The organism is Bacillus sp. R45, from assembly GCF_021729365.1.
GTDB lineage: Bacteria > Bacillota > Bacilli > Bacillales > Bacillaceae > Bacillus > Bacillus velezensis.
Genome location: NZ_CP091421.1, coordinates 1,956,730 through 1,970,646, shown reverse-complemented (window position 1 = coordinate 1,970,646; position 13,917 = coordinate 1,956,730). Strand labels below are relative to the sequence as shown.

General features: G+C 44.4%; 16 protein-coding genes. All 16 read left to right on the top strand.

Translation table 11 applies throughout. The annotated features are described in order from the left end of the window. Positions 1–122: 122 nt before the first annotated feature. The 16 genes from L3V45_RS09305 to L3V45_RS09230 all read left to right on the top strand — a co-directional run bounded on the left by L3V45_RS09305 (position 123) and on the right by L3V45_RS09230 (position 13,910). A complete protein-coding gene (locus L3V45_RS09305) occupies positions 123–629 on the top strand; it encodes a phage terminase small subunit P27 family (protein ID WP_032858705.1) in 507 nt (168 codons plus the stop codon). Next, a complete protein-coding gene (locus L3V45_RS09300) occupies positions 629–2,338 on the top strand; it encodes a terminase large subunit (RefSeq protein ID WP_032858704.1) in 1,710 nt (569 codons plus the stop codon). Before L3V45_RS09305 ends, L3V45_RS09300 begins: the two co-directional genes overlap by 1 nt. An 11-nt stretch (positions 2,339–2,349) precedes the next feature. After that, on the top strand, positions 2,350–2,580 hold the full coding sequence (locus L3V45_RS09295) for a hypothetical protein (RefSeq protein WP_032858702.1): 231 nt from the start codon (positions 2,350–2,352) through the stop codon (positions 2,578–2,580). 5 nt (positions 2,581–2,585) lie between these two features. Next, the gene (locus tag L3V45_RS09290; protein ID WP_032858700.1) at positions 2,586–3,836 is read left to right on the top strand and encodes a phage portal protein; all 1,251 of its coding nucleotides are present in this window, start codon (positions 2,586–2,588) and stop codon (positions 3,834–3,836) included. Next, the gene (locus L3V45_RS09285; protein ID WP_032858698.1) at positions 3,826–4,452 is read left to right on the top strand and encodes an HK97 family phage prohead protease; all 627 of its coding nucleotides are present in this window, start codon (positions 3,826–3,828) and stop codon (positions 4,450–4,452) included. The genes L3V45_RS09290 and L3V45_RS09285 overlap by 11 nt, the downstream gene beginning before the upstream one ends. Before the next feature lie 39 nt (positions 4,453–4,491). After that, complete coding sequence (locus L3V45_RS09280) at positions 4,492–5,694, top strand: phage major capsid protein (RefSeq protein WP_032858696.1); 1,203 nt, start codon at positions 4,492–4,494, stop codon at positions 5,692–5,694. A gap of 15 nt (positions 5,695–5,709) precedes the next feature. Next, complete coding sequence (locus tag L3V45_RS09275; RefSeq protein ID WP_032858694.1) at positions 5,710–6,021, top strand: hypothetical protein; 312 nt, start codon at positions 5,710–5,712, stop codon at positions 6,019–6,021. 27 nt (positions 6,022–6,048) lie between these two features. Further along, complete coding sequence (locus L3V45_RS09270; protein WP_032858692.1) at positions 6,049–6,594, top strand: collagen-like domain-containing protein; 546 nt, start codon at positions 6,049–6,051, stop codon at positions 6,592–6,594. Between the two features lie 15 nt (positions 6,595–6,609). Continuing rightward, complete coding sequence (locus L3V45_RS09265) at positions 6,610–6,957, top strand: head-tail connector protein (protein WP_236836916.1); 348 nt, start codon at positions 6,610–6,612, stop codon at positions 6,955–6,957. Beyond that, positions 6,890–7,249, top strand: a complete 360-nt coding sequence (locus tag L3V45_RS09260) for a phage head closure protein (RefSeq protein ID WP_032858691.1) — start codon at positions 6,890–6,892, stop codon at positions 7,247–7,249. The genes L3V45_RS09265 and L3V45_RS09260 overlap by 68 nt, the downstream gene beginning before the upstream one ends. Next, positions 7,242–7,625: an HK97-gp10 family putative phage morphogenesis protein gene (locus tag L3V45_RS09255; protein ID WP_024085412.1), complete on the top strand. Its 384-nt coding sequence runs from the start codon at positions 7,242–7,244 to the stop codon at positions 7,623–7,625. Before L3V45_RS09260 ends, L3V45_RS09255 begins: the two co-directional genes overlap by 8 nt. A gap of 23 nt (positions 7,626–7,648) precedes the next feature. After that, complete coding sequence (gene gp17, locus L3V45_RS09250) at positions 7,649–8,002, top strand: tail completion protein gp17 (protein WP_230467099.1); 354 nt, start codon at positions 7,649–7,651, stop codon at positions 8,000–8,002. Beyond that, positions 8,003–8,605 (top strand): major tail protein, encoded by a 603-nt coding sequence (locus L3V45_RS09245; RefSeq protein ID WP_015968223.1) that lies wholly within the window; start codon positions 8,003–8,005, stop codon positions 8,603–8,605. It abuts the gene before it with no gap. A gap of 51 nt (positions 8,606–8,656) precedes the next feature. After that, positions 8,657–8,995, top strand: a complete 339-nt coding sequence (gene gpG / locus L3V45_RS09240) for a phage tail assembly chaperone G (protein ID WP_015968224.1) — start codon at positions 8,657–8,659, stop codon at positions 8,993–8,995. A 200-nt stretch (positions 8,996–9,195) separates the two neighbouring features. Beyond that, on the top strand, positions 9,196–13,071 hold the full coding sequence (locus tag L3V45_RS09235) for a phage tail tape measure protein (protein WP_236837405.1): 3,876 nt from the start codon (positions 9,196–9,198) through the stop codon (positions 13,069–13,071). Continuing rightward, the gene (locus tag L3V45_RS09230) at positions 13,071–13,910 is read left to right on the top strand and encodes a phage tail domain-containing protein (RefSeq protein ID WP_032858686.1); all 840 of its coding nucleotides are present in this window, start codon (positions 13,071–13,073) and stop codon (positions 13,908–13,910) included. Before L3V45_RS09235 ends, L3V45_RS09230 begins: the two co-directional genes overlap by 1 nt. The last annotated feature ends 7 nt before the right edge of the window (positions 13,911–13,917 follow it).

The following is a 13,917-nucleotide window of genomic DNA, read 5'->3' as shown; positions in this document are numbered from 1 at the left end:
CAGCTGAGAACGGAGATGGAGCCCCCCCACCCTTAAATCCCTAGAGGACGTTTGCCGGAGACCGCGCTCCCCTCCCCATTTTGAAAAATTCCCTAAATGAAAATTCGGAAGGAGGTGAGGGAATGGCTAGACCGCGGCAACCTGTTGACTTGCTACTGGTAAAAGGCAAGAAAAACTTGACAAAGCAAGAGATTGAGGAGCGTCGAGCACAGGAAGTAAAGGCACCAAACGACAAAGTAAAAGCTCCATCATATTTGCCAAAAGACTTAAAAAGAGAGTTTAAAAAGATAGCGGATGAGCTAAAAAACATCGGAATTATAACTAATTTAGATGTGGACGCGCTTGCCCGTTTTTTGTTTGCTCAAAAACAATACTTGGAAATGACCGAAGTCTTACTCGAAACGCCCATTACTGCATTAGTTGAGGATGATGACGGAAATAAATTTGAAGTAGCGAACAAGACATACAGTGATTTGCTTATCAATCAAGACAAGCTGTTCAAACAATGCCGGCAAGCTTCTAGTGATTTAGGGCTGACCATTTCCTCTCGCTGTAAACTTGTTATCCCGAAAAAAGATGATGGGAAACCGAAGTCAAAAGAGGAAGAACGGTTCGGGGGCCGCATGTAATGCAAGAGATTACAGCCGAAATTCTCATTGAGCGGGTTTGGTCATATGCTGAGAAAATTCGCTCCGGAGAAATTAAGGCAGGCAAAAAGCAAAAATGGGCTGTAGAGCGATTTTTTAAAGATGTTGACCGGCTCGCAGAAGATGACTGCCCTTATTACTTTGATGCTGAAGCTGTGGTGGATTTTTATGAATGGTCGCGGCAATTTAATCATGTCGAAGGTATACTTGCAGGGCAGCCGATTGAATTAACAGACTTTCAGCTTTTTATTGCAGCCAACATATACGGATTCTATAAAAAAGAAAATGGCGCCCGCCGGTTTCGGAAAGCTTATATCCAGCTGGCCCGTAAAAATGCGAAATCGCAATTTTTAGCTTTAATCGCGTCGTATGAGATTTTCCCGACACAAGAAAAACACCGGGTATTTATCGCAGGCTGGTCCCGTGAACAATCAGATGAAGTATACCAGGCAATTCTTGAGCAACTGCATCACGCGCCGATACTCAAAGGGAAATATACCTCTGCCAATGGCCGCGTGAAAAAATATAAAACGAACTCCATTATCCAACCTCTTTCCCGTGAGGCTCGGAAACTCGGGGATGGTAAAAACCCATCATTGGGAATTGTGGATGAATACCACGCACATGAAACAAGTGAGATTTACGACGTCCTGGACAGCGGGATGGTCGCCCGGCGCAGTCCGTTAATGGCCGTTATTACGACAGCGGGTTTCAACATGGAGCGGCCATGCTTTAAGGAATATCAATATACGAGTAAAATTCTTGATCCAGACATTGATACGGAGAATGATGATTATTTTGTTATGATCTGTGAACTGGACCCGGAAGATGACATAAAAGATGAATCAAACTGGATCAAGGCGAATCCGATTGTGGCAACGTACCCCGAGGGAATGGAGTCATTACGTTCTGCTTTAAAAGTGGCTCTTGAAGTGCCTGAAAAGATGCGCAGTTTCCTAACCAAAAATATGAACCGATGGGTTGACCAGAAGGACAATGGTTATATGAATATGACAAAATGGCGCGCTTGCAGTGGGGAAATTCCTGATCTGCAAGGACTGCCCGTTTATCTGGGTCTTGATTTATCAATGACAACAGACTTAACCTCCGTAGGGTATGTGGCCGTGCAAGATGGCTTTTTCTATGTCGGTCAACATTCCTTTATGCCTGAAGCCCGAGCAAAAGAAAAAATGGCGACGGATAAAGTGCCATATGATTTGTGGAGAGAGATGGGGTTTATCACTTATACGTCTGGCGAAGCAGTTGACTATCAATTAGTCGAACAGTGGATCATTGAATTTATCCATAAAAACCGTTTTCGGCCACAAGAGACCGCGTATGACAAGTGGAATGCTCTTCACTTAGCTCAGCGGCTTGAATCAAAAGGACATACAATGGTGGAACTGCCGCAGAGAATCAATCATCTGTCATTACCTACAAAAAGCTTCCGAGAGAAGGTGTATGAAGGGAAAGTTGTACATGGGAATGATCCGGTTTTATCATGGGCGGTTAATAACGCAATTATGAAAATGGACCCGCAAGAAAATATCATGCTGGATAAAGCAAAATCACCGCAGAGAATCGACCCTATTGCGGCTGTTATAAATGCTTACGCCAGAGCGATGTATCACGACACAAACCATAGAGTAGATTTAAATAATCACTTCGGCTCTGGTAATTTCAGTTTTTAGGATGTGAGAAAATGAAAAAAGCCAGGAAAAAGATCAAAGCTTTTTTCAAGTGGGATTTTCACCACAGGTATATGAAAGCCCTGCTTTCTTTTTTCTGCTTGATATTAAATGATCTGCTGTTTATGGCGGGAGCCGCCTTTATCCTGACAGCTGTCTATAGATGGAGCACAAACATCGGTCTTATTCTGACGGGTGTCTTTTTAATGTTTTATGCTTACCTCATATCAAAGAAAGCGAGGTGATATAAATGCTGCTTGAACGAATGTTTGAGAAACGTTCTGGCTCGTCAGATCATGAAGATGGTTTTAACAACATTTTATTAAACATGTTCGGCGGCCGGAAAACAGCAAGCGGCGAAAGAGTGAGTGAAAGCAACTCACTTGTGCAGCCGGACATATTTGCATGTGTCAATGTATTGTCGGATGACATTGCAAAACTGCCGATTCACACATATAAAAGAACAGACGGCGGCATAGAGCGGAAACCGGAGCACATGTCCGCGCATGCTGTTTATGCTCGGCCGAATCCTTACATGACAGCCTTCACATGGAAAAAGCTTATGATGACTCATGTTCTGACTTGGGGAAATGCATATTCCTATATTCAATTCGGACCACATGGTTACCCGGAAGCGCTCTTTCCCTTGCGCCCTGATTACACGAATGCTTACGTTCATCCGACAACAGGCATGCTGTGGTATCAAACTGTGATAAACGGGGAAGCCGTTGAATTATACGACTACGAAGTACTACATTTTAAAGGGCTTTCGACTGACGGAATACATGGTAAATCACCTATTGGCGTTGTACGGGAGCATATCGGGGCGCAAGCGGCTGCCACAAAATATAACGCCAAACTGTACAAGAACGAGGCAACTCCTCGGGGGATATTGAAAGTCCCGGCGTTCCTGGATGAAAAACCAAAAGAGAACGTGCGCAAAGAGTGGAAACGGGTGAATCAAGGTGAAAATATCGCCATTATAGATAACGGACTGGAATATCAATCTATTTCTATGCCTCTGCAAGAAGCTCAATTCGTTGAGTCTATGAAGTTTAACAAAGCACAGATTTCCATGATTTATAAAGTACCGTTGCATAAGCTGAACGAATTGGATAAAGCAACATTTTCAAATATTGAGCATCAGTCCATTGAATATGTCAGAAACACGCTACAGCCATGGATTGTGAATTTTGAACAAGAACTAAACGTTAAATTGTTCTTAGATCACGATCAGAAAAGCGGCCATTACGTGAAATTCAATATAGACAGCGAGCTGCGCGGCGACAGTAAGACGCAGGCAGAGTATTTGAAAACACTGCATGAAACAGGAGTGCTGAATAAAGACGAAATCAGAGAATTGCTTGAACGCAACCCTATTGAAAATGGCGACAAGTATATTTCCAGCTTAAACTATGTGTTCCTCGATTTCGTGGAAGAATATCAGCGGCTTAAAGCTGGCGGCGCCATGAAGGGGGGTGACAACAAAAATGAAGGATAAAGAGGTTCGGCATTTGACGACGCCGATTGAGCTGCGTTCCGAAGGTGAGGAGCAGAGTGAATATATCGAAGGGTACGCTCTCAAATTCGAAAAATGGTCAGAACGCTTGGGCTGGTTTAAAGAGATAATCAGCAGAACAGCTCTTGACTCAGCTGACATGTCTAACGTCATCGCCCTTTTCAATCATAAGCAGGATTTTCCCTTAGCGAGAAATACCGTTTCCGAGGATACTGGCCGTCTTGAATTAGAAATAGACGGGATAGGCCTCAAATTCCGATTTAAGCCCTCAGACACGTCGTATGCGCGTGATTTAATAAAGAATGTCCGGAGCGGTGTGATCAATCAATGCTCTTTTGCTTTTTCACTTGATTATGGGGATGCTGAGGCAGATGAATGGCGTATCAATGAAGATGAGGACATTTACGAGCGACGAATCAATAAAATCAATCGCATTTTCGATATTTCACTCGTCACTACGCCTGCTTACAGCGATACTGAGGCGGTTGTGGGTGCCCGCAGTTTAGAAAAGGTTGAGCAGCTGAAAGAAAGACGTAATTCATCAGATGAAGCGTTAAAAATGGAATTGGAACTATTAGGCCTTGTACTTCCGGAGTAAGGTCTTTTTTAGTTCAGAAAACAAGGAGGAAATGATTTTATGGCAATGCAAATGAGCAAAAAAGAAATCGCATTAAGACAACAGTTTACTGAAAAGAAGCAGCAAGCAGACAAGGCGCTGCAGGAGGGAAATACCGATGAAGCGCGTGCATTGCTCGATGAAGTGAAACAGCTTAAAAATCAAATCGAATTGATGACCGAGGGACGTTCACTTGATGTTCCAGATTTACCGGGCGGTGTAAACTTTGTGCCCGAGCAAGAGCGCAACCCAGAAGGCAGGGCCGGCGATACAGGGGCAAAAGAAGAGCGACAAAAAATGTTCACTCAAGCTTTCATGAAATCCCTCCGCGGCAAACGCTTAACGGAGGAAGAGCGCGATCTGTTTGAAAGTGAAGAGTTTCGTGCGATGTCCGGTAAAAATGAAGAAGACGGCGGCATTCTAATTCCGGAAGATATTTCGAGAACGATCAAGGAATTGAAACGGGAACAAGAGCAACAGCTTGAACAATATGTAACGGTTGAGCCGGTTGCGACCCGTTCAGGTACACGTATGCTTGAGAAAAACAGTGACATGACGCCGTTTGCGGTCTTGGAAGAAATGGACGAAATTGCAGAGACAGATCAACCGAAGTTTACCAAGCTTTCTTACAACATTACTGATTATGCGGGCATCCTGCCGTTATCAAATACTCTTTTGCAAGATACTGACCAGGCTATTATGTCTTATGTCGCAAGATGGTTTGTGAAGAAATCAATCACGACGCGGAATGCTTTAATTCTTTCAATCCTTGATTCTTTGAAAAAGGTTCAATTCAAAGGCTTGGATAACATTAAAAAGACACTTAACGTGACCCTTGATCCTGCTATCTCTGCCGGAGCTATTATCATGACGAACCAAGACGGATTTGATTATCTTGATCAACTCAAAGACGGAGATGGAAAGTATCTATTAAAAGACATTCCAACTGAACCAACAAACAAAATGCTCTTCGGCCGCCGTGTCGTGGTTATTTCGAATAAAGTCCTCAAGACAGTCTCTGGAAAAGCGCCAATGATTATTGGTGACTTGAAGGAAGCTATTGTTTTATTTGACCGTCAGCAGCAATCAATTGCCTCTACTGATGTCGGGGCCGGTGCATTTGAGACAAATACAACTAAAGTGCGCGCAATTGAGCGTGAAGACGTGAAGTTGTGGGATTCTGAGGCTGTAGTGTACGGTCAATTGACGTTGTCTGCTGAGTAATAAAGGAGGGCTATCATGCGAGTAACTAAAAACTACACTGCCGACGGGGGAAATCGTACCGTCATCGGCGGTGTTTTAGAAATTGCCGGGGGCAAGGTTATTAAAGATGGACAAGAGGTCAGTTTAGACGGCGGCAACCAAGCTGAACCAGGACCCGGAAGCATAACCAATGAAATGCTGGCGGATAAGTCGGTCCGCAGCAGGAATATCGGCACCGGCAGTGTAATGGAAGAACACTTAAATTCATCTATTTTAGATCGTCTCAAGGCTATTGAAGATAAATTGAAAGAGCTTGCCAGTTCCCAGTCTGACGGAAAAACGGAATAAAAAATAAAAGGAACAGGATGATTACAGATGGTTGAAGATTATTTATATGAAAGTAACGGAGTCAAAACTTCATCTGAAAAAGGAAAAGACGGCAAGGCGATAACGCCAGTCTATCTCAAAGAAAACAGCGAAGAAAATCCTCTTTTTGTAAAAGGGTTGCAGGGTGAAAAAGGGGAGAAAGGAGACAAAGGCGATACCGGTAAACAAGGTCCTCAAGGAGAACCGGGTGAAACTGGCCCGCAGGGACCAAAAGGCGATAAGGGCGAACCCGGTGAACCGGGACCACAGGGTGAACCGGGACCGGCAGGACCAAAAGGAGATACAGGTGAGCAAGGATCCCAAGGTGAGAAGGGAGACAAAGGTGATCCGGCTGTTATTGAAGAGGGAAGCATTACGTATGAAATGCTTGCAGAAAAATCCGTTCGGAGTAAAAACATCGGAACTGGAAGCGTGATGCCGGAGCACCTAAACAGCGAAATTACAAAAGTGCTTGATGAATTGAAACAAAAAATGAATAACCTTGAAAGTGACCTGGCTGCTTTGAAAGGAACAGAAGAAGAACCGACAGAATAAGGCGGTGTGTCCTGAATGGATTTAGAGGCTATTAAAAATTATTTAAAAGTCGAGCATGAAGAGGATGATCGCCAGCTCTTGAATCAAATAGTGGCGGCCAAAAGTCATATCATCAATGGAATAGGCCGGTATATTGAAGGGCACCCGCAATTTGAGCTGGTACTTCAAATGCTTGTTGAACATTGGTATGAAAACAAAGGGATATATGAGTCTGGGAAAACCGGCTCGTCTATCCCTTTTACTGCTGAAAATATATTGACGCAGCTGCGTTATGTATCTGTGGAGGAACTAGAAAATGAGAAAAAAGATCAGCCAACTCCGGCACCGTCTGACCTTTCAAAAGAAAACCGAGACACAGGATGAAGAAGGTAACTGGAATGCAACCTATGTGGACTTATTCACGGTCTGGGGAGCTGTGGAGGGGGCTGGTTCTCTTGGGAATAGCGAATCTATGATTGCCGGAGCATTGGGAGTCAAGACCCCCAAAAAAATCACGGTGCGTTACCGGAAGGATATAAAACCGAATATGCGGATTGTTAAGCGCGTTCCTAAAGAAAAGACGGAACGCGTTTTTGATATTTTGGACACTAACGATCCGGATGATCAAGGGGAAGAGCTTGAGATTCTTTGTCAGGAGGTGGGAATCAATGGCTGATATGAGCTTTGACGGCATAGATGATCTAACGCAGTATTTTGAAAAAATCGGCGGAGACATCGAAAAGGTGGAACCCGTAGCGCTAAAGGCCGGCGGTGAAATTATCGCTGAACGGCAACGCTCCCATGTTAACCGGAGTGATAAAAAACAACCTCATATGCAGGACAACATCACAGTCTCCAATGTCAGAGAATCCAAGGACGGAGTGAGGTTTGTGGCTGTTGGTCCGAATAAAAAGGTAGCGTATCGCGGGAGTTTCTTGGAGTGGGGAACTTCAAAAATGCCGCCGCAACCGTTCATAGAAAAAGGCGGGAAAGAAGGGGAGGGGCCTGCTGTGGAATTAATGGAGCGAATACTTACAGCGCCGATCAAATGACCTACTCTCCTAAAATTGAATTGGTGAGCACACTTAATTCCAGTGCCTTATTAAAAGGCCTGGCATCTGGCGGAATTCATAACCTCGGTGCGAATGATGTCAGCGCATTTCCAAGAGTAGTTTTTTCAGAGATTCAAGACGCTGATGAGGACTTTGCAGACAACAAGGCCTATTCGTTTGAGGTGCGTTATCAGATCAGCATATTCACTCAAGCGAGCACCCGCGGCAAAGAAACAACGATTGCTGCCGAAATAGACAGGCTTATGCGGGGAATCGGCTACAGCCGGTATGATTCTCAAGATTTATACGAAACAGACACAAAGGTCTTTCATAAGGCCAGACGTTATAAAAAAACCTATTATCAGGAGGTAAATTAGATGGGGAAAGTATTATCCGGCTTGGATATGTTTCATATCGCCGAAGTATTGAAAGACACGAAAGATGAACTTGAATTTTCGGTTCCAGAGGAATTGCCAGGCGCAGTTAGTATGAAACTTGATCCGAAATCTGAAACAGAAACCTTCTATGCAGATAACGGTGCGTTTGCACAGTTAAGCAGCTTAGGAGACATTGACGGGGAAATGGAAGTTGCGGATTTACCCCTTGATATGCAGGCGAAAATTTTCGGGAAAACAGTTGAAGGTGGTATTCATTTCTCTAGTGCAGATGACAGGACTCTTGAAATTGCATTGGGTTTCCGCGCCAAAATCTCAACGGGTGGATACCGTTATTATTGGGCCTTGAAAGGAAAACCAGAATTAGTACCTGTTGAACATAAAACAGAGGAAGGAAAACCTTCTCCTCAACCTACCCAAGTCAAAATAAAATTCAGCCCGTTAACAAATTTGAAAAAAGGAAAGAAAAGATGGGAAGCAAAGGCGGAAGAGGGCAACGGAATCAACGCCGAAACATGGTTTAAACAAGTTGTCTATAAGGACATCACAAAAGAGGAACCGCCTGTCGTTGATGTTGGTAAATAATTCATTGAGCGCCTAAGAGCGCTCTTTTTATATGGAAAAGGAGGAACTTACATGGAAGCATTGTCTATTACACTTCGGCTTGATGGCAAAGATAAAAAATTTGTTACACCTGACCATATTACAGGTTTATTGTTCCGGAAGGCTGCAAAAATTACTGATGATTTTGAATCCCAAGATTCTGAACGTCTTTTTACTGATGAACAAATTGAATTCGTCTGTAATACCTTTGGCCAGAAATTCACGCCTGATGAGTTTGAAGAAGGGATTGACGCCCGGTTAGCAGGAAGGACAATTTTTGCTGCTGCACAGTATGTGTTGGGGAACATTGCAGATGCAACGGCTCTTTTAAGTAGCGGAGAAATTTCCAATGGTGAAGAGCCGGGGGAGTAAGTCTGTCTGAGTCAGTCCTTGATATGTACAACGCCCTTGAGGAAATAGGATATACGCAGAATCAAATTGACGAAATGGACATTGTCTATCATCTGAAAAGACTGGCTCGGAGAAAATCACAAGAGAAGGCACGAACGAAGGCAAAAAACAATGATGAACCTATGTATATTGATCAAATTCTCGGATAAGGAGGTGCCCGATTGAGCAAAGACATAAAGGTCAGGCTGTATTCGAATTCATCTGAGTTTAAAAAAGAAATGAGCGCCTGTGCTGTTCAAATGAAAAATTTGAAGTCGGAATTTGAAAAAAACCGTACGGCAGTGGGTGTGTGGGGAAACGAATTAAAAACTGCTCAAGTAACCGAAAAAACATTAACACAACAATTGGAAACACATAAACGCAGAGTAAAGGCGCTTGAGAGAGCTTACGCAGACGCGGCTATAAAAAAAGGGAAAGACATAAAAGAAACGCAAACCCTCGCCCGCCGTTTAAATAATGCTACTGCCGCAATGAATAAGACGCAAAACGCGCTAAATAGTACGACTCAGAGGATAAAAGCGTTAGAGGAGGCAGCGAAAAGAGCTTCCTCCCGCGTTCGGATCATGGGCGAACGAATGGATTCAATTGGCGGAAAAATGCGTTCCGTTGGTTCGTCAGTAGCTATGACATCGGGCATCGCCTTTGGTGCGTTGGCTCTGTCCCTACGTGATGCTGTTCAGGTCGGTATTGACTTTGAAAAGCAAATGAGTAAGGTCCAGGCCATTTCCGGCGGATCGGCGGCAGAAATCGCGAAATTGAGAGAGCAAGCAAAAGAACTCGGTGCAACCACTGTCTTTACAGCAAGTCAGGCAGCGGATGCACAGGGTTTTTTGGCAATGGCCGGATTTAAGGTTAATGACATTTATGATGCAATGCCCGGGATGCTCAGTCTGGCGGCAGCCGGCCAACTGGAATTAGGTGCAGCCGCGGATATTACATCAAATATCATGTCTGCCTTTGCTCTAAAAGCAAAAGAGTCAGGACACGCCTCGGACGTCATTGCTTACGCCGCAGCCAACGCAAACACCAACGTCGAACAGATGGGCGAAGCCATGAAGTTTTTGGCGCCGAACGCTAATTCTCTTGGTTGGGGAATGGAAGAATCAGCGGCCGCCATTATGGCTTTTGGTGACGCAGGTCTGCAAGGTTCAATTGCAGGGCAGGCTTTTGGTACATCCTTGATCCGTCTCGCTTCGCCAACGGGGAAGGCTTCGAAGCTTGTCAAAAAATTAGGTTTTGATTTCTTCGATGCAGCCGGAAACATGAAAAGCATGCCGGAAGTCGTTGAGGAAATGGAAAAAGGTCTGAAAGGCATGACCAAAGAGCAACAGGCGGCCGCATTAAAAACGATCGTGGGCGCTGAAGCATATAAACATTGGGCTGTCCTTCTTCAAAAAGGTTCAAAGGCTCTTGGGGATAATACCAAGGCGCTTGAAAAATCAGATGGAGCCGCCAAAAAGATGGCGGATACGATGCTGGATAATGCACACGGAAGCATAGTAGCTTTTCAGTCAGCACTTGAAGGGGCAAAAATCAAACTGACGGAAAGCCTTTTGCCTGCCCTGGGCGATTTAGCAAACAAGGGCAGCGACTTGATTATGATGTTTAATAATCTGGATTCCGGCACCGTGCAAACCATAGCGAAAACAGCCGTTCTGGCAACAGGTGTATTAGGGGTTACGACAGCTGTCGCCACCCTTACAGCTGGAATAGGAGCGCTTTTGGCGTTTACCGGTCCTGTCGGCCTTGCGATTGTGGGAGGCACAGCGTTGCTTGGCGGTATTTCGGTTGCTACTTACGCTTACACTGAGCAATTGAAGAACCAGAAAAAGCAGCAAGAAGAGGCGCGGGAATCCGCCTTGCTTTACGGCGATGGCGTTTCTAAAGCAACACAAAAATCTGCTTCCGCCTATGTGGATTTAAGGGAAAAGGCAGAACTGCAGCTGTTTGAATTGACGCGGGTATCTGGTTCAGAAGCTCAAAAGATGTCAGCTAAATTAGTTGAAACATATGCCAGCATGCGCGACCAGTTGATACAAGAACTTGAAGGACTTAAAAAGGATGCTCTGGTTGTCTTGAAAGGGCTATATGCGGACACCGATGAGAAAACAAAAAAAGCCGGCGAAAAGATGACTGACAAGATGGTCGGCGCAATTGATAAAGATATGCAAGAGGCTAGAAATAAACTGAAACAGTTAAATGCTCTGCAAAAAGAGACAGGCCTTGTCTCCTCTAATATGAATGCCTCACAAAAGAAGCAGTTCAATGACATTGTTTCTTATTTTGAGTTGTCTACAAGTAAATTTGCTGCCAATCAAAAAGAAGCCTTAGCAATGCAAAAAGTAGTAACGGATCAGCAAGGACAGCTTTCATTTAAACAAGCTCAGAAGTACAACAACGATATTAAAAAAGTCTATGACGATGGTAAACAAGCCGCCAAGAAAGACATGGAATACAGAAATGATGTTATTGAGAAGTTGTTTGCGCAGGGATATATAGAAGCTGAACAAAGAAGATCATTGCTGAGCAAAAGTACAGCTGACTATAATACCGCATTAGCAAAAAACACGGATGCCTATGAAAAAAATTCAAGCGCCTTATTTTCTAAAATGTCACGAGACGGCAAGCTGCTTGATTTAGAGACCGGAAAGGCATTGGATAGACAAGATGAATTTATATCTAATTCAATGGGGATTATGGTCAAAACTGAAGAGTCAGAAGCTCAATATCAAGAGCGATGGGCAGCCCGGCAAATAGATTTTCTTCAAAAATTAGGACAATCCAAAGAAGAAGCAATTGAGACTACCCAACAGGCTTTAGAAGAGTTTTACAAGGGCATGGGGATGACCCAAGAACAAGCCCGTGAAGAAGCAAGTCAAATGGTTGCCAATGTTGAAGGGGAATTAGATAAGCCGACAAGCGCCGAGCAATCAGGAAAGAAGGTTGCTGAGGATTTTTCCGCTGGCTTGAAGCAGTCCACACCAGCAGTTATTGGCGGGGGAACGGTCTTACAGCAGGCCCTTAACAATTCACTTTCCGCAGATAATACCACGCCCGCACAAGCCGGACAAAATAAAGGAAATGCCTTTCGTACCGGCATCAATTCTACAAAGCCCGGTAATGCACAAGCGGGGGCGTCTGTACTCCAATCTGCTTTAAGCGAGATGAGGAAAGGCGGCGGGCAAGCAAATGCAGCAGGACAAAACAAAGGGAATAAGCATAAAGCTGGTTTAACGTCTACCAAAGGCGCCAATACATCTGCGGCCGGCTCTCTTAGCTCATCGGTAACGAGCAATTTAGCCAAAACCTCAGACGGCGGAGGCGGTAAAAAGGCCGGAACTGAATTAGCCAGCGGCGTTCTTAGTAAAAAAGGCTCAGCAAATACCGCCGGAAAAAGTGTTGCAAACAGCGCAAAAACAGGGCTGAAAAGCGTTAAGACACATAGTGTTGGTTCTGATTTTGTAACCGGCTTTATAAATGGAATGGGATCGCAAAACGGCTCTCTCTTCAGCGCGGCGTGGAACTTGGGGAAATCCGCCTTGAGGTCTTTAAAGAAATCTATTGACTCCCATTCTCCTTCCAAACTAACAAAAGCGGAGGGGAACAACTTTTCTGATGGGTTTGCGTTAGGGATAGAGGACAAGGCTAAGAGCGTGAAACAAAGTGCTGCTTTTATGGCGCAGAACGCGATGACCTCGTTTAGGCAGGAATTAAATCAGATGGCTTTCAACATAAAGGGGGCTGCTGATCAGCTCATTTCAATGAAGTCGGAGCTTACCATCCGGAATGAAGTTGACACGCCTGCCTTAAACCAAAAGCTCGATGCTCTAATCACACTCCTGTCTCAACAACAGTCTGGCGGATCAGGACAGGCCGCGCTACCTCAGCAGCCTATTATCATCCATCCGGCTCCGGTGCATATGGACGGCCAACAAATTGCGACGATCGCTTTTGAAAAAGGAGATGGCAGGATACTTGATCAGAAAGCTGCAGACCGATACAACCAGAATGCCTATAAAGGCGGTGTCAGATCATAATGCTAGATTTATATATTGATTTTAATAATGGCATGGGGGAGCAAAGCTTATCACGTATTCTCCGCCGTTTTAAGGTGCGCAGCTTCACGCCAGACTCACCGAATATTGAACGAGAAACAACAACCCTCCCAAGGATTAACGGTTTAGTGCTGCCACAGCACCCACGGGACGTTGTCTACAAAGAGAGAGACATCAAAGTTGATTTTTTATTAGATTCCATCATTCCCGAAACCTTTTATCAGAACAGGCATGAACTTTATTCATTGTTAGTGCAGCCGTTTCCTTATTATATTTCAACGGACCTTCTGCCTAACCGTCGGTTTCTTGTTACGTGTGACGGGAATTTCACTATCACTAAGGACAAGCAGAAAAACCATGCCACATTTACAGTAGATTTCACGGACATTCTGGGGCTTGCCGAGTCGAAATATACCTCTTCTACCATCCAGAATTTCAATGGAGAGCACTGGAGTCCCGGCATGGGAATCCTTCGGAGAGATGATCTTGAATATCATTTCAAGAACCAAAAACGATTCAGCGTTTACAATCCCGGCGGCGCCGCGGTCAACACTCTGCAGCATGATTATAACGTCTATCTGTGGGCCAAAGGGACAAACGTAACCATTGCGAATCGAACGAACGGGGAAAAATTGAAAATTGAGCAGGAGCTAAAACGCTCGCAAAAAGTCACATTCATCAGACAGTACACTGTAATCGGGGATAAGCGTCTGAAAACATCCGGCCGTCTGCCGACACTGGATGTAGGATGGAACGATTTTGAAATTATAAACTCAAATGACTTTGAAATTTTATTTGATACTCGTTTTTATTATAAGTAAGGAGGGA

Coding starts and splice junctions, on each gene's coding strand:
- L3V45_RS09255 (WP_024085412.1), top strand. CDS start 7,242: ATGGCTGATATGAGCTTTGACGGCATAGATGATCTAACGCAGTATTTT.
- L3V45_RS09295 (WP_032858702.1), top strand. CDS start 2,350: ATGAAAAAAGCCAGGAAAAAGATCAAAGCTTTTTTCAAGTGGGATTTT.
- L3V45_RS09245 (WP_015968223.1), top strand. CDS start 8,003: ATGGGGAAAGTATTATCCGGCTTGGATATGTTTCATATCGCCGAAGTA.
- gpG (WP_015968224.1), top strand. CDS start 8,657: ATGGAAGCATTGTCTATTACACTTCGGCTTGATGGCAAAGATAAAAAA.
- L3V45_RS09290 (WP_032858700.1), top strand. CDS start 2,586: ATGCTGCTTGAACGAATGTTTGAGAAACGTTCTGGCTCGTCAGATCAT.
- L3V45_RS09285 (WP_032858698.1), top strand. CDS start 3,826: ATGAAGGATAAAGAGGTTCGGCATTTGACGACGCCGATTGAGCTGCGT.
- L3V45_RS09300 (WP_032858704.1), top strand. CDS start 629: ATGCAAGAGATTACAGCCGAAATTCTCATTGAGCGGGTTTGGTCATAT.
- L3V45_RS09270 (WP_032858692.1), top strand. CDS start 6,049: ATGGTTGAAGATTATTTATATGAAAGTAACGGAGTCAAAACTTCATCT.
- L3V45_RS09280 (WP_032858696.1), top strand. CDS start 4,492: ATGGCAATGCAAATGAGCAAAAAAGAAATCGCATTAAGACAACAGTTT.
- L3V45_RS09230 (WP_032858686.1), top strand. CDS start 13,071: ATGCTAGATTTATATATTGATTTTAATAATGGCATGGGGGAGCAAAGC.
- L3V45_RS09305 (WP_032858705.1), top strand. CDS start 123: ATGGCTAGACCGCGGCAACCTGTTGACTTGCTACTGGTAAAAGGCAAG.
- L3V45_RS09275 (WP_032858694.1), top strand. CDS start 5,710: ATGCGAGTAACTAAAAACTACACTGCCGACGGGGGAAATCGTACCGTC.
- L3V45_RS09260 (WP_032858691.1), top strand. CDS start 6,890: ATGAGAAAAAAGATCAGCCAACTCCGGCACCGTCTGACCTTTCAAAAG.
- L3V45_RS09265 (WP_236836916.1), top strand. CDS start 6,610: ATGGATTTAGAGGCTATTAAAAATTATTTAAAAGTCGAGCATGAAGAG.